Genomic DNA, 21,914 nt, shown 5'->3' on the forward strand with positions numbered 1-21,914 from the left:
CCATAAAAACCTTCCGTCTAGTGCGGAAGGTTTTTTTTATGCTTTTATTAACTGGCAATCACATGCTTAAAAAATCACTGTGCTTATATTGCGCGTAAAAGCCTAATTTTGCCCTTCTTTATGACTAAAGCCGTTTATCTTTACATACTGCTGTTCGCTGTAACACTTACATCCTGTGCCTCCAAGTTTTCTAAGGTGCTGAAAAGCAAGGACAATGAGTACAAATACAAAATGGCGGAGAATTATTACGCGCAAAAAAAGTACGCCTACGCACAGCAGCTGTTTGACGAGCTTTTTCCTTATGTAAAGGGTACTTCGCGTTACGAAGACCTGTTTTACAAGAATGCTTACAGCTACTATTACCAGAAAGATTACCTGAACGCGGAAAATATCTTCAAGACTTACACAGAGAACTTTCCCGGCAGTGCAAGGGCAGAAGAGTGCGAATACATGCGCGCCTACTGTTTTTACAAACAAAGTCCCAAACTGGAACTGGATCAAACCAATACCAGCAAGGCAATGAGCTTAATGCAGGCATTTATTAACCAGCACCCGCAAAGCGCCAAAACAAAAGAGGCTACCGAATTGCTGGAGCTGTGCCGCTCGAAGCTCGAAGAAAAAGAATATGTAAGCGCTACTTTGTATTACGATCTGGGTTATTACAGGGCTGCGGCCATTGCGCTGAGCACCCTGATGGAAGATTACCCCGAATCTGACAAAAGCGATGACTATAAAATGCTTGTTATCCGTTCGTATTACAAATACGCCGGTATGAGTTTCAGCGACAAGCAGCAGGAACGCTATGAAAAAGTGATTTCAGAGGCAGGAGATTTTGCCGAGCGTTTCCCGCAGAGCAAATATTTGAAAGAAGTAAATGATTATAAAACACTTTCCATCAATTCCATAAAAAATATAAAAAATGAGCAAGCTAAGACGGCAACTCAGCGCTAATACAACCAATGTGGTTGAAACAAAGAGTTTGGTGGCCATTAAAGACCATACCGGCAATTTGTATGAATCTATAGCCATTATCGCTAAAAGGGCTAACCAGATCAATATTGCGCTGCGTGAGGAACTGCACAACAAACTGGAAGAGTTTGCCAGTCATACAGACAGCCTGGAAGAGATACACGAGAACAAAGAGCAGATTGAAATTTCCAGGGCTTACGAAAAAATGCCTAACCCAGCAATCCTGGCTACCCAGGAATTTATGGAGCACAAGGTTTACCATCGCAAAAACGATGAGGATTTATTCAGATAGACATATCCTGTAAAATGAATAGAAACGACAGTTGAACACTGTCGTTTTTTGTTACTTTTAAGTTGTATTACCGATATGCTGAAGGGAAAAAAGATATTGTTAGGCATTACAGGAAGCATTGCAGCCTATAAGTCCATTTTGCTGGTAAGGGAACTGGTTAAGGCCGGTGCGGAAGTAAAAACCGTGCTTACACCTGCTGCGGCAGATTTTGTATCGCCCCTGGTGCTGGCTACCTTATCAAAAAACAAGGTGCTGGTAAACCTGGCAGATGAGGCTACCTGGGCCAACCATGTGGAGCTGGGCCGCTGGGCCGATGTAATGGTGATTGCACCGCTGAGCTGCAATACGCTCGCGAAAATGGCCCATGGCCAATGCGATAACCTGCTGCTGGCCGTTTACCTGTCTGCCACCTGCCCGGTGGTTGTAGCGCCTGCCATGGATGAAGATATGTGGCACCACCCTGCCACCCGGCAAAATCTGCAGCAGCTGGCTTCATTTGGCAACAAGGTCATTCCTGTTGGCAAGGGTGAGCTGGCCAGTGGTTTGTTTGGCGAAGGCCGTATGGCCGAACCGGAAGCCATTATACGTTTCCTGGAAGCGCAGGTTTTCAGGCAGCTGGCGCTGGCAGGCAAAACTGCCCTGGTGACTGCAGGCCCCACTTACGAACCCATCGACCCCGTTCGTTTTATCGGCAATCATTCCTCGGGCAAAATGGGCTTTGCGCTGGCCAACGCGCTGTACCTGCAGGGGGCGGCTGTGCAGCTGGTTAGTGGTCCTACGGCATTACAGCCCGCATACGAGGGTATTGAGCTGATTCGTGTACAAACAGCCCAGCAAATGTACGAGGCCTGTATTTCGGCCTTTCCTGCCGCCGCAATAGCGGTGATGAGTGCCGCTGTGGCCGACTACCGGCCGGTGGAGGCTGCACCGGAGAAGATCAAGAAAACCGGCAGCGGAATGGAATTGCAACTGGTAAAAACACCCGATATATTACAGTCGCTCGGCAGCCTGAAACAACCGCACCAGTTTGTGGCAGGATTTGCGCTGGAAACCACCAACGAAACCGAACATGCCATGCAGAAACTGCGCAATAAAAACGCAGACATGATTGTGCTGAACTCGCTGCGTAATAAGGAGGCCGGTTTTGGCGTTGATACCAATGCCATTACCATTTTTGACAAAGACGGTGGTACCACCACACACGGCGTAATGCCCAAAGATGCCGTTGCTGCTGTAATTGTTGAACACATTATTCAAAAGCTGTATGCGCCTAAAGTATAGTCTTATAATCGCCGTATTGCTGCTCACCACACAGGTGCAGGCACAGGAACTGCAGGCAAGGGTAACCGTGCTGGCGCAGAAAGTGCCCACTTCGGTGAACAAGAACATCTTCAACACCCTGCAAACACAGCTCACCAATTTGCTCAACAGCCGCAAATGGACGAGCGACGAGTTTCAGCCGCAGGAGAAAATAACCTGCAATTTCCTGATCACCATCACCGATATGCCGCAAACGGATATTTACAAGGCCACGCTTACCGTGCAGGCAGCGCGCCCTGTGTACAACAGCTCGTACCAAAGCCCTATCGTGAATTACCAGGATGCCGATTTTGCTTTTAAGTATGTGGAATTTCAGCCGGTAGAATTTAATGAAAACAGGGTACAGGGCACAGATCCCATTGTGGGTAATCTTACCGCCACTATCGCGTACTACGCGTATATTATACTGGGCATTGACTATGATTCGTATGCATTAAAATCGGGCGTGCCCTTTTTTCAGCGTGCGCAGAACATTGTAAGCAATGCTCCGGAATCGCGCGATATCAGCGGATGGAAAGCATTTGACGGCTTGCGCAACCGTTACTGGCTGGCCGAAAACTTCAACAACAACCGTTACAACCTGCTGCACGATGCCATTTATTCGCATTACAGGGGCGGATTAGATAGCATGTATGACAATGAAAACGCCGGCAGGAAAAATATACTGGAATCACTCAGCAGGCTGCAGAGCATCAACCAGGAAAATCCCAATCTCATGATTATGCAGTTCCTGATGCAGGGCAAAACGCAGGAATATACCGGTGTGTTTAAGAAAGCGGCACCGCAGGATAAAGCATTGGCAGCAGAATTACTTTCCCAGATAGATGTAGCCAATTCGGCTAAATACAAACAGGAACTACGATGAAGAAACTGATGGTTTGCGCGGGCATGTGTTGTTTGCTGGCATGTAAAAGCAACAACAAACCAGGCAAGGATATTATTACGCCCGATTCAATGAAAGTGATTGTATGGGATTTGCTGCGTGCCGAACAGCTGGCATCGCTGAGAATGCAGAAAGACACGAATAAGATTAAGAAAGATACACACCTTGAATTATACCAGGATGTATTTACCATTCACCATACAACCAAAGAAGCTTTTTACAAAAGCTATAATTTCTACCTCATGCATCCCAACATCAACAAGGTGTTGAACGATTCGCTGTCGAACATGGCAGAAAGAACGCGTATGCAGCAGTTTCAGCCCAAAAAGCTGGATACGAAAGCAGACGTGAAATAGTCACAGTTAATTAAACGCTTGCTATATGAACAAAGTAGTCTCTGGTGCCACGGAGGCCATCCGGGATATACCCGACGGAGCCACACTGATGCTGGGTGGTTTCGGTTTATGCGGTATTCCTGAAAATACCATTGCTGCGCTGGTGCAGCGCAATATCACCGGCTTAACCTGTATCTCCAACAATGCCGGTGTAGATGATTTTGGTTTGGGTTTGCTGCTTCAAAAGCGGCAGATTAAAAAGATGATCAGCAGTTATGTTGGCGAAAACGCCGAGTTTGAACGCCAGCTGCTGAGTGGTGAACTGGAAGTCGACCTGGTGCCACAAGGCACACTCGCCACCCGCATTCACATGCGCGCGCTGGGCATCCCCGCTTTTTTTACCCCCGCAGGTGTAGGTACCGAAGTTGCCGAAGGCAAGGAAGAACGTACGTTCAACGGTAAACGTTATTTGATGGAATATGCACTGCCTGCTGATTTTGCCATTGTAAAAGCCTGGAAGGGCGATACCATGGGCAATCTCGTTTTTCGCAAAGCCACCCGCAATTTTTCACAGGCCATGGCCAAGGCAGGCGATATTACTATTGCAGAAGTAGAAGAACTGGTTGAGCCGGGCATGATTGATGCCGACGATATTCATGTACCCGGCGTGTATGTGCACCGCATTTTCCAGGGCAGCGGGTATGAAAAGCGCATCGAGAAAAAAACAGTGAAGCTGCGGGAATCGTGAATCGTCAGTCGTGAGTTTCCCCTCCAACAATCAAATCATCCAACCATTCAACCATCATGTCTTTAGATAAATACGGCATTGCAAAACGCATTGCACAGGAACTGCGGAACGGGATGTATGTGAATCTCGGCATCGGTATTCCTACACTGGTAGCGAATTATGTACCTGCGGGTATGACGGTAATTCTGCAAAGCGAAAACGGGATACTCGGTACCGGTCCGTACCCAGAGGAGGCTGCCATTGACGCAGACCTAATCAACGCCGGCAAGGAAACAGTTACTGTATTGCCCGGCGGCGCTTTCTTCGACAGCGCAGAAAGTTTTGGAATGATACGCGCCGGCAAAATTGATCTCACAGTACTTGGTGCCATGGAAGTAAGCGACCAGGGCGATATTGCCAACTGGAAAATACCCGGTAAAATGGTAAAAGGTATGGGCGGCGCCATGGATCTTGTTGCCAGTGCGCGCAATATTATTGTGGCCATGCAGCACACCAATCCCAAAGGCGAAAGCAAACTGCTGCCGCAATGCACCTTGCCCTTAACCGGCATCGGCTGCGTAAAAAAGATAGTTACAGAACTGGCCGTGCTTGAAGTTACACCTGAAGGTTTTCTGCTGCTGGAACGCGCACCGGGCGTAAGCATTGATGAAATTAAAAGCAAAACCGCAGGGCGGCTGGTTGTGTCCGGCGAGGTGCCGGAGATGAGAATATGATTGTTTAATAGTTGGATTGTTCAATGGTTTTTTCACTATTGCCTATTCACTATTCACCCGGGCGCTGCATAGCAACGCTGAATTGTTATCTTCGTGATATGCTCACACAACAATCTACCAACGATTTATACAACGACTTCTGCGAGCGTATGCGCCGCGTAGCGGATATAAAATACGCTGCTGCCGTGCTGCAGTGGGACCAGGAAACCTATATGCCCGCACAGGGAGCAGACGGGCGTGCACGCCAGCTGGCAACGCTGAGTGAAATAGCGCATGCGCACAGCACCGATGCGCAGCTGGTGAACCTGGTAAAAGAACTGCAGGGCAGGGGCGACCTCGATGCAAAGCAGCAACGCAATGTTGCCTTGACTGCAGAGGATATTGAAAAGCAGCAGAAATTCAGCAACGCATTTGTACGCCAGCTGTCAGAGGCCGTTTCCAAAGCATTCAATGCATGGATCGCTGCGCGCAGGGAAAACAGCTTTAGTCATTTCAGCGGTGCGCTGGGCGAACTGGTGGTACTGAAAAAACAGGAGGCCGATTTGCTGGGTTATGAAGCACACCCTTACAATGCGCTGGTAAAAGATTATGAAAAATCGATGGATGTAGGCAAGCTCGATGCTGTGTTTACCGCCATTACCGGGCCGCTGCAGCAGATAATGGCACAGATAGCGCAACAGCCGCAGCCTGATGAAAGTTTCCTGCACCGTTTTTATCCCAAACAAAAGCAGTGGGACTGGGGCATGTACCTGGTAAAAGAACTGGGCTTTGATTTGCAGAGCGGTCGCCAGGATATATCTGAACATCCGTTCACCACCAATTTCAGCGCAAAAGATGTACGCATCACCACCCGTATTGATGAGCAGGATTTTGCCAATATGACCTGGAGCTGTATTCACGAAGCGGGCCATGCCCTGTACGAACAGGGATTGCCTGATGCGGATTACGGCCTGCCATCCGGAGAATATGCTTCGCTGAGCATTCATGAATCGCAAAGCAGGTTATGGGAAAACAGCGTGGGCCGTGGCATTGATTTCTGGCAGCACTATTACCCGGTGTTGCAGGGCTATTTCCCGGAAGCCCTCGCCGGTATTGAACTGCCACATTTTTACAAAGCCATCAACAAAGTAAAACCATCGCTGATACGCACGGAAGCAGATGAAATCACCTATCATTTTCACGTAAAAGTGCGTTACCAGCTGGAGAAAGAACTGATTGGCGGTGAAGTGGCCGTGCAGGACATCCCTGCCCGCTGGAACCAGCTTTACCACGACAACCTGGGCGTAACAGTGCCCGATGATAAAAACGGCTGTTTGCAGGATGTGCACTGGAGCCATGGCAGTTTTGGTTATTTTCCCACCTACAGCCTCGGCAGTTTTTATGCAAGCCAGTTTTGGGCCAAGGCCAATGAGCAGTTACCGCAATTGAAAGAACAATTGCGCAGCGGCAACAGCCAACCTTTGCTGCAGTGGTTGCGTAAACATATACATGCAGAAGGCCGTTTGCTGGAAAGTGAAGACCTGTGCCGCAAAGTAACCGGCGAACCATTAAATATTAACTACTTTATTACGTACCTTAAGAGCAAATACACGCCATAATCAATAGTTTTGGCGAAATAAAAACAGTATCCGATATGCAAATTGAAGCAGGACAAAAAGCACCGGTGTTCGAATTATTTGATACCGAAAAAAACAAGGTATCGCTGTTAGATCAAAAAGGTAAAAATGTGGTATTGCTGTTTTTTCCGCTGGCATTTACCAGTGTGTGTACAGCTGAATTGTGCAGTGTAAGAGACAACATTACCGCCTACAATAATGCCAATGCGCAGGTTTTCGGTATTTCTGTAGATTCGGTTTTTACCCTTGATAAATTTAAAAAAGAGCAGCAGCTGAATTTTCCCCTGCTGAGCGATTTTAATAAACAGGCCTCCAAATCATATAACGTATTGTACGATATATTCCCGGCGCTGGAAATGCAAGGCGTAAGTAAAAGAGCCGCTTTTGTAATTGATAAGGAAGGTATTGTACGTTACGCGGAAGTATGTGCCACACCTGGCGAACAGCCTGATTTTGATGCTATCCGTCAAACATTGGCCACGCTGAACTAGTTAAATTTGTCCGTACCGGCAGCTTTGGCAGGCCGGTACGGATCAATGAATAAGGTGAATAATAAAAGCTGCCTTTAAAACGGCGCTTTTGCGCATGGTTTTCGCTATATTAGCATAGTACGTGCGATGCACTGTTGTGCAGGGATATTTACGGGTATCTTGTATGATAAAAAAAATGAATGGTTAGATTTTTACACAAACAATTTTACTGGAACACGAGGCGGCTGATCACAGGTATTTTCGTGGCTGCACTGGTTTGCCTGGCGTCCTCGTTCCATTCCCCGGAAGCAAATGCTGCCGGCGATGAATTGTTTTATGATGTGAAGATCGTTAAATACTATCCCAACCCTGCTACCGCCTTTATCAACTTTGAATTTCCGCAAGACATCGATAAATCCTACACACTTCTCATCTTCAGCTTTGTAGGCAAGAAAATCACTGAAATGCCTGTTGACAACAGCAAAATTATCGTGAACCTCAACGATTATTTCCGCGGCATCTATGTCTTCCAGCTGAAAGACCGCACCGGCCGTGTTATTGAAACCGGCAAATTCCAGGTCATCAAGTAATTCATAGATGGTTTAATGGCTCTATTGTTTCATTGTTAATATGTCTGTGCAACAAAAAACACGCAAAGTTGCCGGATACATTCGCTGTATGCGAAGCCCAACCTCTTTGCGTGTTTAATCAATAGCCATTCAACCATTTAACAATCCAACCATCTAACCGATGCCTCCGGCATTGGTTAACGATCCGTGACTTCCACGATCAGGAATTTCAGGTAATTCGTGTTTTCCATGCCCCAGATAATCGGGTGATCGCTGGCCTGGGCCTGGAAGGTTACCTGGCGTATGCGCTTGCGTGCATCTTTGGCGGCCATATCAATGGTTTGCAGGAATAATTCAGGATGAACCAGGTTGGTACAGCTGCTGGTAACAAGGAAACCGCCGTTTTTCACGAGTTTCATACCACGCAGGTTAATTTCCTTGTAACCGGTAATTGCTTTCTGGATGTTTTCCCTGCTTTTGGTAAAGGCAGGCGGGTCGAGCATAACCACATCGTACTGGCGGCCGTCTTTGGCCCATTGTTTCAGCACATCGAAGGCGTTCACTGCTTCAAAACGGGCAATTTTGTCGAGACCGTTCAGCTGGGCATTGCGGGTAGCCTGTGCCACGGCATTGGCGCTGATATCCAGTCCCAATACAGATTTGGCGCCGTAATGAGCAGCATGCAGTTCAAACGTACCGGTATAGGTGAAGGCGCCCAATACATCGGCACCTTTTACAATATGCTGAATGGCGCGGCGGTTATCCTGCTGATCGAGGAAGTAACCGGTTTTCTGGCCATTTTCAATATCTACATAAAATTGCAGCCCGTTTTCCCGGATAGTGATTTCAGTAGGGAACGGGGCTGACAAAAAGCCCTTTTGCTGTGGCAGGCCTTCGAGTTCGCGTACAGGAACGTCATTACGTTCGTAAATGCCCCTGGGTTTGAATATTTTTTCCAGTGCCTGCACAATGGCAGGTTTCCACTGGTCTATCCCGAGTGCAAGTGTTTGAATAACAAAGTAATCATTGAATTTATCGATAATCAGGGCCGGCATGCCGTCTGCCTCGCCGAAAATAAGACGGCAGTTTTCGGTATAACCTATTTTCTGGCGGTAATTCCAGGCATCGAGCAGGCGGTTGTAGAAGAACTGCTCGTTGATATCTTCTTTTTTACGGGTAAGTAAGCGTACGAGTATCTGCGATTTAGGATTAATGTAACCGCGGCCTGCAAATTTTTCATCTGCATAAAATACGTCCACTATTTCCCCGGGTGTAACTTCCCCGGAAATTTTATCTACTTCGTTGGCGAAAATCCATGGGTGCCCGTTGGCTATCCTGGGGGCTATTTTTTTCTTCAGTATCACCTTGATCATCCGGCAAAGGTATTATCTCCTGCCAATTTTTCCCATTATCTTGCGTTGGCAAAAATTTTGACCAGTATAGGGCTAATACAAATTCAACTATGGACGAGAAAGAATTGCAGCAAAATCAGGAAACAGCTGTTGAAAATGCAGGTAGTGACAATCAAACTGCCGAAAATGCAGCTGCCACACCTACAAATGAGACAGACCAGCTGAAAGCTCAGTTGGAGGAACAAAAAGACAAATACCTGCGCCTGATGGCTGAATTTGACAATTTCAGGAGAAGAACTGCCAAAGAGCGCCTGGAATTGACGCAGACCGCAGGTAAAGAAGTAATTGTTTCCCTGTTGGATGTGCTGGATGATTGTGACCGTGCCGAAAAACAGCTGCAGACCGCAACTGATGTGGCACAGATAAAAGAAGGGGTACAGCTGGTATTCAATAAATTACGCAGCACCCTGCAACAAAAAGGGGTGAAAGTGATGGAAAGTGTAAATACCGATTTTGACGTGGAAAAACACGAGGCCATTACCGAAATACCTGCCCCTGCTGAAGCATTGAAAGGCAAAGTACTGGATGAAGTAACGAAAGGCTATTACCTGAACGATAAAATTATTCGCTTCGCCAAAGTGGTGGTTGGCAAGTAACTGTATTACCTGCATTGCGTTGTGCCGGAGCAAACGCGGTGTATTTTAATTGCCCCGGCAAAAAGCTGACTATCAGATGTCGAACAAAAGAGATTTTTATGAAATCCTTGGCATAGGCAAATCTGCTTCTGCAGATGAGATCAAGAAAGCCTATCGCAAGGTGGCCATGCAATACCACCCTGACCGTAACCCTGGCGACAAACCGGCAGAGGAGAAGTTTAAGGAAGCTGCCGAGGCATACGAAGTATTGAGTGATGCAGACAAACGTGCAAAGTACGACCGTTTTGGCCATGCTGCTTTTGCCCCGGGAACCGGTGGCGGCGGTGGTTATGGCGGCAGCATGGACGACATTTTCAGCCAGTTCGGTGATATTTTCGGAGACGACCTGTTTGGCAGTTTCTTTGGTGGCGGCGGTGGCCGTGGCCGGGGTGGCGCAGGCGGCGGTCGCTCAAGAGGTGTGCGTGGCACCAACCTGCGGGTTAAAATAAAGCTGAACTACGAAGAAATGGCCAAAGGTGTTACCAAGAACATCAAGGTTAAAAAATATGTGCCCTGCGGCACCTGCTCCGGTTCAGGCGCAAAAGACAAAAACAGTGTGCAAACCTGTACCACCTGTGGCGGTAACGGCCAGGTGCGTAAAGTGACCAATACTTTTCTTGGCCAGATGCAAACCGTAACAACCTGTCCTACCTGTAATGGTGAAGGGGTTACCATCAGCGCCAAATGCGGTACCTGTAAAGGGGAAGGCCGTGTATATGGTGAAGAAATGGTGAGCATTGACATACCTGCCGGTGTTTCTGAAGGCATGCAGTTGAGCCTTAGCGGCAAAGGCAATGCCGGTGAACGTGGCGGCATGCCGGGCGACCTGATTATCCTGATTGAAGAAGAAGCACACAAAGACCTGCAGCGCGACGGGCTGAATGTGGCATATGAATTACATATCTCCTTCTCCGATGCTGTTTTTGGTACGCAGGTTGAAGTACCTACCATTGATGGCAGGGCGAAAATCAAGATCCCGGCCGGTACGCAGAGTGGTAAAATATTCCGCCTGAAAGGCAAGGGATTCCCGGAAGTACAGGGCTACTCACGCGGTGACCAGCTGATACAGGTGAATGTGTGGACGCCGCAGCATGTAAGTACTGAAGAGAAAGCCATGCTGGACAAAATGGCGCAGAGCCCGAACTTTCAGCCACAGCCGGGTAAAAGCGAGAAAAGCTTTTTCGACAAGGTGAAAGAGGTATTCAGTTAATCGATATAAGCGATTTTCTTCATAAAGTGAGGCCGGTGAACAGGGATGTTTACCGGCCTTTTTAATTTGTGTAAATTTGAAAATGGAATACAGGGCAGAGACTTATTCCCCATTGCGCCCTTGCTTCTTTGCGGACTTTGCGTGAAAGACTTCGCGCTTAGCTCATCCCGATTGTTGATTCACATCCTTTATTGGTCGTCTTTCTTCTTTTTGCGGGTGTACAGCTTTTGGGCTTTTTGTACGAGGGCAATGAACTCCATTTGTACGGCTGATTTGGGATCGGCGGCAGCAGTGGCTTGTTGCAGCACATCGGTCCAGGTGTAGTTTTGCACAAAGCGGGAATGTTTGAGCAGTTCGCCAAACATGGTAATGGCCGTGGCCAGTCGCAGGGATGGATCGAGCAGGGCCGGCTGTTCAAAATGAAAAGGCACAGTGAAATGCTGCACCTGTTCTTCACTTAGCTGGTGCGGGCGCTGGTAATGCAGCGTCATGGTAGCCAGCCGGCCAATGGTAATGGTATTGCTGCTATCGTCTGTATGCTGGTTGTTGTTTTCTTCGTTGGGTACAATTTCAAACATGGCAATCAGCCCGTGGCCGGAGCCAATAATACCGCCTTCGAGTTCGGCAGTACTGTCTTTCAGGGCTTCTTCGCGGTTATCAAAACCAATGAGGCGGTAAGATTTTACAAACTGCGGGTTAAACCGGATGTTGAGAAAAGCATCGTTGGCAACAGCATACATGGTTTTGGTAAACTCAGACACCAGTACTTTTTCTGCTTCATTGATGTTATCGAGATAGGCAAAATTGCCGTTGCCGTAGCGGGCCAGGGTTTCCAGCTTGCTGTCTTTGTAATTGCCCATGCCCATGCCTAAGCAGGTAAGGTAAATACCCGATTCGCGCTGCTCGGAGATGAGTGTTTCCAGTTCTTTCTCTGATGTTTGCCCTACATTAAAATCGCCGTCAGTGGCAATAATTACGCGGTTGTTGCCGTTGGGCATAAACGAACGGTGTGCCATCTGGTAAGCCAGTTTAATGGCAGTAGAACCGGGTGTGGTGCCATGTGCAGAAGGCTGGTCAATGGCATTGAGAATGGTTTTTTTATCGGCGCCTGAAGTGGGTTCGAGCAGTACAGAAACATTACCGCCATACACAACAATGGAAACACTGTCTTGCGCGCGCAGGTTGGTAACAAGCAATCGCAGTGCAGCCTGCAGCAGGGGCAGGCGGTTGGGATGATCCATTGAGCCGGACGCATCGATCAGGAACACGAGGTTGCTGGGTGGCACGCTGTCGAGGTTGAGTTTGGGTGCCTGTAAACGTACAAACAGCAGCTGGTTCTTTTTATTCCAGGGTGCACTGGTTAACGCGCTGTAGCTGGTAAAGCGGCCTTCAGGATAAGTGCCATCGGGACTGCCAAAGTCGAAGTAGTTGAGCATTTCTTCAATGCGCACGGCATCGGGCGGCACTTCATAATCCATGTTCAGAAAGCGGCGGATATTGCTGTATGAGGCCCTGTCTACATTCAGTGCAAAACCTGTTTCGGGGTTGCTCTCTGTTTCCTGGAAATTGTTTTCGATGAGGTTGTTGTAGCTTTCACCATCGTGCAGTGAAAGCGGCTTGTTTTCGCGTTTGCTTTTGCTGAAGCTGAGCAGTTTGTGTGTGCGTGCGGCAGCTGTTTGCGGCAGTTGTTTTAATACCAGGGTTTGGTATTTGCTGGAGATAACAGCGGTTTTCAGTGTTTCAAAGCCTTCCAGCTGCAGGCTGATGGTATCAACCGGGCGTGATGTGGGAATACCGAATGCGCCGCCGCTGCCTGTTGCAAAAGGCAATGCACCTTTTGAGGCCAGGCATATTTTTACATTGGGCAATAGTTTGTTTTGCTCATCCCTAACCTCGCCGCGGAGATAGTATTGGGCCTTACACGGTAACAGCGCCAGCAGTAATATGGCAAACAGTACAGGCTTCAATTGGGTTGTATAATGGGTTTTGCCAGTAAAAACGTAACTAATAAATGTAAATCTTTATTCGTGAAGTTGGTAAATTTCAGGCAGATTTCTTCCCAGGCCGTCGTAGTCAAGTCCATAACCTACCACGAATTTATTGGGTATGGAAAAGCAGCAGTAATCAATATGAACCGGGTAAACGGTGGCTTCGGGTTTGTGCAGCAGCACAGCTATTTTGAGCGAAGCGGGCTGCTGGTTGATCAGCTGTGGTAAAAACTGGCTGAGGGTTTTACCGGTGTCGATGATATCTTCCAGTACAATAATATCCCTGCCGGTAATATCGGTATCGAGGCCAATCGCTGTAATGACATGACCGGTTGATTTGGTGCCCTTGTAAGAAGCCAGTTTGATAAAACAGATTTCCGCATCAATGGTAAGGTATTTAAAGAGGTCGCTTGCAAACATAAACGATCCGTTTAATACCGCGATAAACAACGGGCGTTTGCCTGCATAGTCGGCATTGATGGCAGCCGCTGTTTCCTGCAGCTTATCGTGAATCATGGTCTGCGTCAGGTACGGGTGAAACTGTTTATCGTGAACTTTTACAAGTGTCATATCTGTATACTATTCCATTAATTTAAACCGGGAATAACCGGGGCGGTGCCTGGTTACCTGGCTGCAGCCATGCGGTTATTGTCGCGCGTGGTTTTGGGCGCCGCAGGTGCATTGCCGCGAAGATAAATCTTTTCACCGGTAAGCGGTTCCAGTCCTTTGGTGAGGTGGTTGTAGTCCAGCAGGCTTTCGAGGCGAACGCCTTCACGTTGTGCGATGAGCGCGATGGTTTCGGCGGGTTCTACGGTATGTACGTCCTTCGCGCCTTTTTTAGGCTTTCTTTCCAGGAAAATAAGCTGCCCGTTGCTGAGTATGTCAACCTGGTCAAGCTCGTTGAAATCGAGCAGTTTTTTGTAGCGCAGGTTGTAGTAATTGGCTACGGCAAACAGGGAAGTACCTTCTGCGGCATAAATTACTTTGGTGTCGTTGATTGCAAACACACCGTTGGGGTAGGCGGGTGCTTTAACGGGCGTTTGGGCTACCATTACCGGCGCGCTTTTTTGCGGAGGTGTTACGGCAGCTGCTTTCTGTTCGGTTTGTGCATCGTTGTCGGTAACAACCGGTGCATTGCTGCCCTGCTGTACAGCCGGCGTATTGTTGCGGGCGTACACAGGATCATTGCCACCATTGCGTTTGCGCTCCATGGCGGTAAGCGTGTATTGCTGCAGGTTATTGTCTACAATAATTTTGGTGAGCATCTGGGCGTACACATTGCTGGTCGCATAACCGGCCTTTTTAAGGCCCTTTGCCCAGCCCTGGTAATCGGTAGGATCAAGGGTGAAGAGGAAGGCGTAGTTGGGGCGGTTTTTCAGGAAATCGGAGTGGTCGCGGTACGATTCTTCTGCAGAACCATAACTTCTGAAGCATTCGCCTTTGGCATCATCATCATGATACACCTTGGCGCCTGTCCACTCGTTTTTACACTTAATGCCAAAATGGTTGTTGGATTGTTTCACCAGGTCGCTCTGGCCGGCTTCTGTTTCTACAATACCCTGTGCAAGGGTAATGGATGCCGGAACACCGGTGCGTATTTCCTCGCTGATGGCGAGTTCTTTATAGGTGTTGATGTAATTGGCTACAGCGCTTGTTTGGGCTTTTGCACCCAGGGCAATAGTTATAACTGAGATAACTGCCAGGAATTTTTTCATTTGTCTCAATGGTTTTGTTCGATGGCCTGGTAAAACAGTGTTTTACGCCTGTTTCTTTTTAATGAACAGCAATCCGTCTCTCACAGTAACAAATACCTGCTCTGATCGTTCGTCGTTCAGTACATGTTTATTAAATGCATCTATTGCTTTGGCGTTTTTTCCTTTCAGGGGTGTTTCCAGCACCTGGCCGTGAAACAGCACATTATCCGCAATAATCAGTCCGTTCTTGCTTAAACGGGGTAACAGCATCTCGTAGTATGCCGTATAGCCGGTTTTATCGGCGTCTATAAAAACCAGGTCCCAGGCATGAGGCAGGGTGGGTATTATATCCAGCGCGTTTCCGGTGTGCAAATGTATCAGATTATGCTGATCGCTGCGACTGAAATTTTCACGGCTCAGGGCAGCATCTTCTTCCCGCAATTCAATGGTGTGGAGCGCCCCGCCGGGTTGCAGTCCCTTAGCGAGGCACAGGGCACTGTAGCCTGTAAATGTGCCTATTTCCAGGATATACTTCGGTTGCATCATCCAGCTGATAAACTCCAGCAGCCTGCCCTGCACATGCCCGCTGAGCATATGCGGCTGCGCGTGCTGCTGTGTTTGCGCATTGATTGCGTGCAGCAGTGCATCTTCGGGTGAAGTATGCGCTGCTGCATAGTTTTCTGCAAGCGGGTGTACCAGATCCATATCAGGCAGTTTTGCGTTTGCTGATGAAGAATAAACCTGTGTAAGTGAGTGCACCATTAAGGATAAGCAATTCAGGGCCTATCTGGAAACCGTTAAACCAGGCAGCCTGGTTTAAATCAATGGCCAGGCAAATGAGCGGCGCCACTAAACAAACAATGGGAACCAGCTTATCGTTTACTTCACGCTTACTTAAAATGCCAAATGAAAACAAGCCCAGCAGCGGACCGTAGGTATAAGCGGCAATCTGCAGTATCACATTTACCATGCTGGTATTGTTGATCCATTTGAACAGCATTACAAAGGCGAGGAACAGGGCTGCGAAAATAAGGTGCGTGCGCTGGCGTATTTTTTTCTTCTGTACATCGTTCCAGTCGGTTCTGCGCTGCATGCCTATGAGGTCTATACAAAATGAAGAAGTGAGGGCGGTTAACGCACCATCGGCACTGGGGAACAGGGCCGATATCAGCGCAATGATAAAGATCACCGAAACCACCGGTGGCATATGGTGCAGGGCAATGGCCGGGAACAGCTTATCGCCTGTTGCCGGCTCGTTTACCTGTGCTGCATACAGGTGCAGCAGCCCGCCAAGGAACAGGAACAGGGCAATTACCACCACCAGGGTAAGCGTCATGGTCACAATGTTTTTTTGTGAATCGCCCAGGGTTTTAACGGAGATATTCTTCTGCATCATTTCCTGGTCCATACCCGTCATGGTTAAGCTGATGAACGCACCGGCCACAAATTCTTTCACAAAAAAGTGTTTGCTGTCTACATCCAGGTTAAACACCCTGGTCATACCCTGCTGCCCCATTAAGTGCAGGCTTTCACCAAAACCGAGGTGCAGGTAGTTGAGAATATAGAAAGTGCAAATGATCAGCCCCAGCAGCATACAGGTAGTTTGCAGCGTATCGGTATATACAATGGTTTTAACGCCGCCCTCGTAAGTGTACAGGAGAATCATAAGCAGTATGATAAGCGTGGTTGCCCAGAAAGGCACGCCAAAACTGCTGAGAATGGTATCCTGCAGGATGTTGACCACCAGGTACAGCCTGGCAGTGGCACCCAGTACGCGCGAGAGAATAAAGAAAGAGGCACCGGTTTTATACGATACTATACCGAGGCGGTGATTAAGATAATTGTAGATAGAAGTAAGCTGCATGCGGTAATACAGCGGCAGCAGCACATAGGCAATGGTAAAATAGCCCACCACATACCCGAGGGTTATCTGGAAATAGGCAAAGGCGCTTTTGCCTACGCCGCCGGGTACGCTTACAAACGTTACGCCACTGAGGGTGGTGCCTATCATGCCGAACGCTACCAGCATCCAGTTACTGTTGCGGTTACCGATAAAGAAAGAATCGTTGTTGGCATTACGGCCGGTATACCAGGCCACGCAGAGTAACAGCACAAAATAGGCGACTACAAAAGAAAACAATAAGGCTGGTGACATGGGGGCTATCCTTTGTTTAATGGGCTAATTCGGGTGTGCCGGGATGATAAAACAGGGAATCATCGGCAGCACAACACAATTTGTTAAGAAACAAATATCCGTATTATCCGGGCAAAATGGCAAATCACCTTTAAATTGGTGCAGGTAAAAATTCGTGTATGGCATATCAATCAGTCGCCGTTTTTTGCGGATCGCGTATGGGCAACGATCCCTTGTACGAGCAGCATGCCCGTGAACTGGGGCGTTTGCTGGCAGAACATAAGATTACGCTGGTATATGGCGGCGGCAATGTAGGCCTGATGGGTGCAGTAGCCAATGCGGCACTGGAAGCCGGCGGGGAGGTTGTGGGTGTTATTCCTGATGTGCTGGTGCAGTGGGAGCGGCAGCACAAGGGCCTTACCCAACTGCATGTAGTGGCAGATATGCATGTGCGCAAGAAAATGATGTACGACCTGTGTGATGCGGCTATTGTGCTACCGGGCGGCAACGGCACCATGGATGAAATGTTTGAAATGCTTACGTGGAACGCGCTCAACATCCACAATAAAAAAATAATCCTGCTGAACTCAGCAGGATATTACAATCACCTGATGGGGCATATCAATCATACGCAGCTGCAGGGTTTCCTGCACGAAGACTGGCGCACACGGTTTGCCGTGTACGCCACTCCTGTTGAGCTTACCGACGACCTGGGTGAAGATATACGTTAAAACCCGCGCGGATGATAGGTATAAAACTCCCGTCGTAGTTGCGGTATGGTGAATTGGGATCTTTATTTACGTCAAACAGCAGCACAGTGTAAAAGCTGGCGCTGCCAACCACACGCTGTGAATAGCCAATGCCTGCCAGCAGGCTGGGTGCACCTACCCTGAACGTGCTTTTTTGCTGGGTGCCTGATGAGTTATCGGTTAAGGTGTACTTAGACCAGTTGTACTCGGGCTGTACCTGCAAAAACACGTTGCGTATGGGATACAGGCGTGCAAACACACCACCGCCATAGTTAAAGCTTTTCTGGTTGGCATCGCTGTAACCACTGTAGTCGTAGTATTTGGTGCTGTAGTAGCTGAGGTTGAAAGCCACACCTGCATCGAGCCATTCTGAAAAACTGTAGCCTATTTCGGGGTTGCCGCCGATATTGAAGTAGCCGGTACCAAAACCAAGGCTCACGCTGCCGCCGAGGAAAATGTTGTTGCGGTTAAAACCGTGTTCCTGCGGGGCCGGTTCGCCATCTTCGTACGTAGGGGTAATACCCTGCGCAAAAAGCTGTGACGAGGCAAAGGTAATGCAAAGCAGGCAGGCAATCCGTTTAAACATACTGTATAGTTTCATACAAACGTAAAGGTTTAGCGTAAATCGAAAATTTTGCCGGCATTTAAAATATTGTTAGGATCGAATACCTGCTTTATTTCACGCATTAAACGCAGGTTTGCATCGGCAAACACGATATCCATATAACTTTTCTGAATCAAACCAATGCCATGTTCGCCGCTGATGGTGCCGCCGAGGCTGTACACCAGTTCAAATAAGGCGCGCAGGCTGTTGTTCATTTCAGCATTGTCCATACTGTTGGCAGTACCTTCTTTTTTAATGCGGATGTGCAGGTTACCGTCGCCGGCATGGCCATAACACACGGCATGAAAATTATGCTGGCGGCCCAGTTCTTTTACACCCCTGATGAGTTTGGGCAGTTCGGCACGCGGTACCACCGTATCTTCTTCAATGGTGTAGCCACTGCTTTTTACGGCTTCTGCCACACGGCGGCGCAGTTTCCAGAGTTCGGCTTTCTGTTGGGCATCGTCGGCAAAAAACACTTCGCCTGCTTCATAATCCTGCAGCAGGGTAGCAATGGCTTCCATATCGTTCATCAGCACATCGAGGTTATTGCCGTCTACTTCTACAATCAGGTGGGCGGCAATATCGTCTGTCACCGGAACGGCATGGCTGTCTACCATTTTGCTTACAATCTGTAGCGCATCTATTTCTACCAGTTCCAGTGCGCTGGGTGTGAAGCCGCCACGGAAAATGGCGCTTACGGCTTCACTGGCTTTTTCAAGCGAAGCAAAGGGCACCAGCATCAGCAGGTCGTATTTGGGCAGCGGTATCAGTTTCAGTACTATTTTAGTGACAATACCCAGCGTGCCTTCGCTGCCTACCAGCAGTTGGGTAAGGTTATAACCGGTGGAGTTTTTAAGTACATTGGCACCTGTCCATATAATTTCGCCGGTGGGCAATACCACTTCGAGGTTCAGCACATAATCCTTTACCACACCGTATTTCACGGCTTTTGGTCCGCCGCTGTTCTCGGCAATATTACCGCCAATAAAGCAGGAACCGCGGCTGCTGGGGTCTGGCGGGTAAAACAGGCCTCTTTCTTTTACAGAATCCTGCAGTACTTCGGTAATAACACCGGGTTCGGTGATTACCTGCAGGTTGCGTTCGTCTATGCTGAGAATGCTGTTAAAGCGTTCCATAGACAGCAGCACGCCGCCCAGGTGAGGCAATGCGCCGCCGCTTAAACCGGTACCGCCACCACGTGGGGTAACAGGGATGCCATCGGCATTACATATTTTCATGATGGCACTGATTTCTTCGGCAGTACGCGGTTTAATTACCACTTCGGGTAAATATACCAGGTGCTCGGTTTCATCGTGCCCGTAATGATGGAGTGATTCTTCATCGGCCAGTACGTAAGACGCGCCGGCAATTTCTTTAAATGTGGCCAGGTGATCGCTAGTAATTTTTCCTTTCGCAAGAACAGGTTGCATGCCTTGAAATTTTTGTAAAAATACGGGCAATGCATTAGATGAGAACGAATTGTTTTGCCGGGTTTTTGATAACCTTCCAGCTGTAAAAACACCGGAACCTGTTAAAAACTGCAAAAATAGAGAGCGGTATTTGGTATTTACGAAATCTGTCGTATGTTTGCTACGAATTAATTCGTAAATATAAACTGTCAATCAAAATTTATGAAAAATGCGACTTCATCATCCCGTTATATACTTATTGTGTGCCTGCTGCTTACTGGCATCTCTGCTTTTGCCTGGCAGGTGGCCGGGAAGAAAAACAATAAAAACGCAGACCGAACATACGATGACCGAGATACCACCAAATCCCGTAAACAGCGTTATGGTAAAAATGAATATCAACTAAACAGTGATGTTGACTTAAACCTGGCCATGCGCAACCTCGATAGCCAGATGGTAACCCTCGACAAACAGCTGGCGCACCTGGATGTGGACATTGACACGCAGGTAAACAATGCATTGGCGAACATTGATTTTAAAAAGATCCATGAACAGGCAATGGCCGCTGTAAACAATGTTGACTGGAAGAAGATACAGGAAGAAGTAAATGTATCGATGAAGCAGTCGATGAAAGAAGTGCAAAAAGCCATGCAGCAGGCACAACTGGAAATGCAGCAGGTAGACATGGCAAAGATTGAAGCAGAGGTAAAAGCCGGGCTGGCACAGGCTAAGCTGGACAGCATTCATGTTAACATTGATACCAGGGCTATACATGAGCAGGTGCAGAAAAGCCTGGCAGAAGCGCACGTGCAAATGAAAGCCGCCCAGGCACAGCTGAAACAGATAAAAGCGCTTACCAGTGCATTGCAGAAAGACGGGTTGATTGAAAAGGATAAGCCCTACCGGATTGAGCTGAAAGATGGCCAGCTTATTATCAACGGTAAAACGCAAAGCAGGGAAGTAACAGAGAAATACCGCCGGTACTTTCCCAACGAAGATCATTTCCTGATAAACAACAATGAGGGCGATGATGACCAGGACAAGATTTAATAGCTTATATAAAAAAACGCAGGGCACAATGCCCTGCGTTTTTTTATGCGTATAAGTTAACCTAAAACCGCACCACCGGGCATTTGGTACCGCGTGCAGCCGGGCTGATGAGGCCGGTTTTGGTAATAGACAGCTCGTAGGCGCCGCGGCTTTGGTTGTATGCGCTGAGGCCCGATGTGGTTACATCGTAGCTTACAATAAGCTTAAAGCCATTCCACTGGTAGCCGGCCATAGGTATGGCAGCATCTCCCTTGCGTACGTAAACGCCGCCTATGAGCTGCGTGTTGCCATCGCCGCTGAGATTGTAATTGGCCAGCAAACCCAGCACCAGTTCCTCGCTATTGGCCATTTTGCTGTAATACAGGTTGGGGCTCAGTATCCACTGGTCGTTTTGCTTAAACGAGCCATTGAGAAAGAAAGTCATTCTCCGGTTGGTTTCGCTGAGTGCTGTTTTCTGTGCAAAAAAGCTTTCGTTGGGTTTGTTCAGGTGCATTACACTTACGCCTGCATTCAGGTAAGTGTTTTCGTTGGGAAACCAGGCATAGTTTACACCCAGCTGCAGATCGAGATAATACACAGAGCTGTAGGCAAACGGCTCGCCGCTGGGAATGGTAATATCGAAGAACTTGCCGTTCCACTGGTTGTCGAATGTGAGCTTGCTGATGTCAACACTTTTGTTTACCAGTCCGCCGCTGAAGCCCATACTCAGCAGGCTGCTGAGGCCCAGCATCTGGTGATAGGCAACAGAGCCGTATGCCTTGGTAGAAGAGAGGTTGCCGCTGCCTGCCACATCGCGCAATAACGCACCGCCGATGCCTACCCAGCCATTTTCAAAGCGCTGGTTAAACAGCTGCGCATCGCCCCATACGCTGAATGTTTTATAAGGGTTGTTGGAAATACTCGCCCATTGGTTACGGTAGTTAACGCCAAGGCGGTAATCTGCATCCGGCTCAAAACCTGTGTTGGCAGGGTTTACGAGCAGCGGAGCATTGAAGTACTGTGAAAAATGCAAATCCTGGCTGTTGGCTGCAGATGCAACCAGCAGCAATAAAAGGGTACAGAGCCATCCTGGATGGCGTTGAAAAATCAATAGCATATCAAACCTCCGCTT

23 protein-coding genes are annotated in these 21,914 nt (G+C 48.2%); 14 read left to right on the plus strand and 9 right to left on the minus strand.

Annotated elements, in window-relative coordinates; genetic code table 11:
- Window positions 1-120: 120 nt before the first annotated feature.
- The 10 genes from DXN05_RS22235 to DXN05_RS22280 all read left to right on the plus strand — a co-directional run bounded on the left by DXN05_RS22235 (window position 121) and on the right by DXN05_RS22280 (window position 7,936).
- A complete protein-coding gene (locus tag DXN05_RS22235; RefSeq protein ID WP_116849496.1) occupies window positions 121-951 on the plus strand; it encodes an outer membrane protein assembly factor BamD in 831 nt (276 codons plus the stop codon).
- Window positions 920-1,261, plus strand: a complete 342-nt coding sequence (locus tag DXN05_RS22240; protein WP_116849497.1) for a DNA-directed RNA polymerase subunit omega — start codon at window positions 920-922, stop codon at window positions 1,259-1,261. The genes DXN05_RS22235 and DXN05_RS22240 overlap by 32 nt, the downstream gene beginning before the upstream one ends.
- Before the next feature lie 75 nt (window positions 1,262-1,336).
- Window positions 1,337-2,542, plus strand: coding sequence for a bifunctional phosphopantothenoylcysteine decarboxylase/phosphopantothenate--cysteine ligase CoaBC (gene coaBC, locus DXN05_RS22245; RefSeq protein ID WP_116849498.1), 1,206 nt, complete (start codon window positions 1,337-1,339; stop codon window positions 2,540-2,542).
- Window positions 2,526-3,446 carry a type IX secretion system protein PorD gene (porD, locus tag DXN05_RS22250; protein WP_116849499.1) on the plus strand — a complete coding sequence of 307 codons (921 nt, stop codon included), beginning with the start codon at window positions 2,526-2,528 and terminating at the stop codon, window positions 3,444-3,446. Before coaBC ends, porD begins: the two co-directional genes overlap by 17 nt.
- Complete coding sequence (locus DXN05_RS22255; protein ID WP_116849500.1) at window positions 3,443-3,820, plus strand: DUF4296 domain-containing protein; 378 nt, start codon at window positions 3,443-3,445, stop codon at window positions 3,818-3,820. The genes porD and DXN05_RS22255 overlap by 4 nt, the downstream gene beginning before the upstream one ends.
- A 25-nt stretch (window positions 3,821-3,845) precedes the next feature.
- Complete coding sequence (locus DXN05_RS22260; RefSeq protein WP_116849501.1) at window positions 3,846-4,547, plus strand: CoA transferase subunit A; 702 nt, start codon at window positions 3,846-3,848, stop codon at window positions 4,545-4,547.
- 56 nt (window positions 4,548-4,603) lie between these two features.
- Entirely contained in the window at window positions 4,604-5,260 is a 657-nt protein-coding gene (locus DXN05_RS22265; protein WP_116849502.1) for a 3-oxoacid CoA-transferase subunit B, read from the plus strand.
- A gap of 98 nt (window positions 5,261-5,358) precedes the next feature.
- Complete coding sequence (locus DXN05_RS22270; protein WP_116849503.1) at window positions 5,359-6,858, plus strand: carboxypeptidase M32; 1,500 nt, start codon at window positions 5,359-5,361, stop codon at window positions 6,856-6,858.
- Window positions 6,859-6,893: 35 nt separating this feature from the next.
- Window positions 6,894-7,367: a redoxin domain-containing protein gene (locus DXN05_RS22275; protein WP_116849504.1), complete on the plus strand. Its 474-nt coding sequence runs from the start codon at window positions 6,894-6,896 to the stop codon at window positions 7,365-7,367.
- 179 nt (window positions 7,368-7,546) lie between these two features.
- On the plus strand, window positions 7,547-7,936 hold the full coding sequence (locus DXN05_RS22280) for a T9SS type A sorting domain-containing protein (protein WP_116849505.1): 390 nt from the start codon (window positions 7,547-7,549) through the stop codon (window positions 7,934-7,936).
- 176 nt (window positions 7,937-8,112) lie between these two features.
- Here the strand turns inward: DXN05_RS22280 and DXN05_RS22285 are convergent, their stop codons facing one another.
- Window positions 8,113-9,288, minus strand: coding sequence for a class I SAM-dependent rRNA methyltransferase (locus DXN05_RS22285; RefSeq protein ID WP_116849506.1), 1,176 nt, complete (start codon window positions 9,286-9,288; stop codon window positions 8,113-8,115).
- A gap of 89 nt (window positions 9,289-9,377) precedes the next feature.
- Between DXN05_RS22285 and DXN05_RS22290 the strand changes: the two genes are divergently transcribed.
- Both DXN05_RS22290 and dnaJ read left to right on the plus strand, forming a co-directional pair.
- Window positions 9,378-9,923 carry a nucleotide exchange factor GrpE gene (locus tag DXN05_RS22290; protein WP_116849507.1) on the plus strand — a complete coding sequence of 182 codons (546 nt, stop codon included), beginning with the start codon at window positions 9,378-9,380 and terminating at the stop codon, window positions 9,921-9,923.
- 76 nt (window positions 9,924-9,999) lie between these two features.
- Complete coding sequence (gene dnaJ, locus DXN05_RS22295) at window positions 10,000-11,172, plus strand: molecular chaperone DnaJ (RefSeq protein WP_116849508.1); 1,173 nt, start codon at window positions 10,000-10,002, stop codon at window positions 11,170-11,172.
- Window positions 11,173-11,360: 188 nt separating this feature from the next.
- On the opposite strand, the gene DXN05_RS22300 is transcribed toward dnaJ, so the two are convergent.
- Genes DXN05_RS22300 through DXN05_RS22320 form a run of 5 tightly spaced genes read right to left on the minus strand, consistent with a single transcriptional unit; the run spans window position 11,361 to window position 17,009 of the window.
- Window positions 11,361-13,139: a vWA domain-containing protein gene (locus tag DXN05_RS22300; RefSeq protein ID WP_116849509.1), complete on the minus strand. Its 1,779-nt coding sequence runs from the start codon at window positions 13,137-13,139 to the stop codon at window positions 11,361-11,363.
- Window positions 13,140-13,193: 54 nt separating this feature from the next.
- Window positions 13,194-13,730: a hypoxanthine phosphoribosyltransferase gene (hpt, locus tag DXN05_RS22305; protein WP_116849510.1), complete on the minus strand. Its 537-nt coding sequence runs from the start codon at window positions 13,728-13,730 to the stop codon at window positions 13,194-13,196.
- A 53-nt stretch (window positions 13,731-13,783) separates the two neighbouring features.
- On the minus strand, window positions 13,784-14,875 hold the full coding sequence (locus tag DXN05_RS22310; protein ID WP_116849511.1) for a glucosaminidase domain-containing protein: 1,092 nt from the start codon (window positions 14,873-14,875) through the stop codon (window positions 13,784-13,786).
- Between the two features lie 42 nt (window positions 14,876-14,917).
- Window positions 14,918-15,559 (minus strand): O-methyltransferase, encoded by a 642-nt coding sequence (locus DXN05_RS22315; RefSeq protein ID WP_116849512.1) that lies wholly within the window; start codon window positions 15,557-15,559, stop codon window positions 14,918-14,920.
- 1 nt (window position 15,560) lies between these two features.
- Entirely contained in the window at window positions 15,561-17,009 is a 1,449-nt protein-coding gene (locus tag DXN05_RS22320) for a sodium:solute symporter (RefSeq protein ID WP_116849513.1), read from the minus strand.
- A 158-nt stretch (window positions 17,010-17,167) separates the two neighbouring features.
- Between DXN05_RS22320 and DXN05_RS22325 the strand changes: the two genes are divergently transcribed.
- Window positions 17,168-17,719, plus strand: a complete 552-nt coding sequence (locus tag DXN05_RS22325; protein WP_116849514.1) for an LOG family protein — start codon at window positions 17,168-17,170, stop codon at window positions 17,717-17,719.
- Here the strand turns inward: DXN05_RS22325 and DXN05_RS22330 are convergent.
- Together DXN05_RS22330 and DXN05_RS22335 are read right to left on the minus strand one after the other, a co-directional pair.
- On the minus strand, window positions 17,688-18,323 hold the full coding sequence (locus DXN05_RS22330; protein WP_116849515.1) for a hypothetical protein: 636 nt from the start codon (window positions 18,321-18,323) through the stop codon (window positions 17,688-17,690). The two genes, DXN05_RS22325 and DXN05_RS22330, sit on opposite strands and share 32 nt — an antisense overlap.
- 29 nt (window positions 18,324-18,352) lie before the next feature.
- Entirely contained in the window at window positions 18,353-19,774 is a 1,422-nt protein-coding gene (locus DXN05_RS22335; protein ID WP_116849537.1) for an FAD-binding oxidoreductase, read from the minus strand.
- Between the two features lie 201 nt (window positions 19,775-19,975).
- Here DXN05_RS22335 and DXN05_RS22340 point away from each other — a divergent pair, with 201 nt between their 5' ends.
- Window positions 19,976-20,803 carry an HlyD family secretion protein gene (locus DXN05_RS22340; protein ID WP_116849516.1) on the plus strand — a complete coding sequence of 276 codons (828 nt, stop codon included), beginning with the start codon at window positions 19,976-19,978 and terminating at the stop codon, window positions 20,801-20,803.
- Between the two features lie 61 nt (window positions 20,804-20,864).
- Here DXN05_RS22340 and DXN05_RS22345 read toward each other — a convergent pair whose 3' ends face one another.
- A complete protein-coding gene (locus tag DXN05_RS22345; RefSeq protein ID WP_116849517.1) occupies window positions 20,865-21,899 on the minus strand; it encodes a PorP/SprF family type IX secretion system membrane protein in 1,035 nt (344 codons plus the stop codon).
- Between the last annotated feature and the right edge of the window lie 15 nt (window positions 21,900-21,914).

Source organism: Deminuibacter soli (assembly GCF_003412455.1).
GTDB lineage: Bacteria > Bacteroidota > Bacteroidia > Chitinophagales > Chitinophagaceae > Deminuibacter > Deminuibacter soli.

What these genes read in the sequence shown, in the direction of transcription:
- DXN05_RS22240 (WP_116849497.1), top strand. Translation starts at nt 920, where the DNA reads ATGAGCAAGCTAAGACGGCAACTCAGCGCTAATACAACCAATGTGGTT.
- porD (WP_116849499.1), top strand. Translation starts at nt 2,526, where the DNA reads ATGCGCCTAAAGTATAGTCTTATAATCGCCGTATTGCTGCTCACCACA.
- DXN05_RS22325 (WP_116849514.1), top strand. Translation starts at nt 17,168, where the DNA reads ATGGCATATCAATCAGTCGCCGTTTTTTGCGGATCGCGTATGGGCAAC.
- DXN05_RS22315 (WP_116849512.1), bottom strand. Translation starts at nt 15,559, where the DNA reads ATGGATCTGGTACACCCGCTTGCAGAAAACTATGCAGCAGCGCATACT.
- DXN05_RS22275 (WP_116849504.1), top strand. Translation starts at nt 6,894, where the DNA reads ATGCAAATTGAAGCAGGACAAAAAGCACCGGTGTTCGAATTATTTGAT.
- DXN05_RS22260 (WP_116849501.1), top strand. Translation starts at nt 3,846, where the DNA reads ATGAACAAAGTAGTCTCTGGTGCCACGGAGGCCATCCGGGATATACCC.
- dnaJ (WP_116849508.1), top strand. Translation starts at nt 10,000, where the DNA reads ATGTCGAACAAAAGAGATTTTTATGAAATCCTTGGCATAGGCAAATCT.
- DXN05_RS22345 (WP_116849517.1), bottom strand. Translation starts at nt 21,899, where the DNA reads ATGCTATTGATTTTTCAACGCCATCCAGGATGGCTCTGTACCCTTTTA.
- coaBC (WP_116849498.1), top strand. Translation starts at nt 1,337, where the DNA reads ATGCTGAAGGGAAAAAAGATATTGTTAGGCATTACAGGAAGCATTGCA.
- DXN05_RS22285 (WP_116849506.1), bottom strand. Translation starts at nt 9,288, where the DNA reads ATGATCAAGGTGATACTGAAGAAAAAAATAGCCCCCAGGATAGCCAAC.
- DXN05_RS22310 (WP_116849511.1), bottom strand. Translation starts at nt 14,875, where the DNA reads ATGAAAAAATTCCTGGCAGTTATCTCAGTTATAACTATTGCCCTGGGT.
- hpt (WP_116849510.1), bottom strand. Translation starts at nt 13,730, where the DNA reads ATGACACTTGTAAAAGTTCACGATAAACAGTTTCACCCGTACCTGACG.
- DXN05_RS22340 (WP_116849516.1), top strand. Translation starts at nt 19,976, where the DNA reads ATGAAAAATGCGACTTCATCATCCCGTTATATACTTATTGTGTGCCTG.
- DXN05_RS22330 (WP_116849515.1), bottom strand. Translation starts at nt 18,323, where the DNA reads ATGTTTAAACGGATTGCCTGCCTGCTTTGCATTACCTTTGCCTCGTCA.
- DXN05_RS22270 (WP_116849503.1), top strand. Translation starts at nt 5,359, where the DNA reads ATGCTCACACAACAATCTACCAACGATTTATACAACGACTTCTGCGAG.
- DXN05_RS22280 (WP_116849505.1), top strand. Translation starts at nt 7,547, where the DNA reads ATGGTTAGATTTTTACACAAACAATTTTACTGGAACACGAGGCGGCTG.
- DXN05_RS22235 (WP_116849496.1), top strand. Translation starts at nt 121, where the DNA reads ATGACTAAAGCCGTTTATCTTTACATACTGCTGTTCGCTGTAACACTT.
- DXN05_RS22335 (WP_116849537.1), bottom strand. Translation starts at nt 19,774, where the DNA reads ATGCAACCTGTTCTTGCGAAAGGAAAAATTACTAGCGATCACCTGGCC.
- DXN05_RS22265 (WP_116849502.1), top strand. Translation starts at nt 4,604, where the DNA reads ATGTCTTTAGATAAATACGGCATTGCAAAACGCATTGCACAGGAACTG.
- DXN05_RS22255 (WP_116849500.1), top strand. Translation starts at nt 3,443, where the DNA reads ATGAAGAAACTGATGGTTTGCGCGGGCATGTGTTGTTTGCTGGCATGT.
- DXN05_RS22320 (WP_116849513.1), bottom strand. Translation starts at nt 17,009, where the DNA reads ATGTCACCAGCCTTATTGTTTTCTTTTGTAGTCGCCTATTTTGTGCTG.
- DXN05_RS22290 (WP_116849507.1), top strand. Translation starts at nt 9,378, where the DNA reads ATGGACGAGAAAGAATTGCAGCAAAATCAGGAAACAGCTGTTGAAAAT.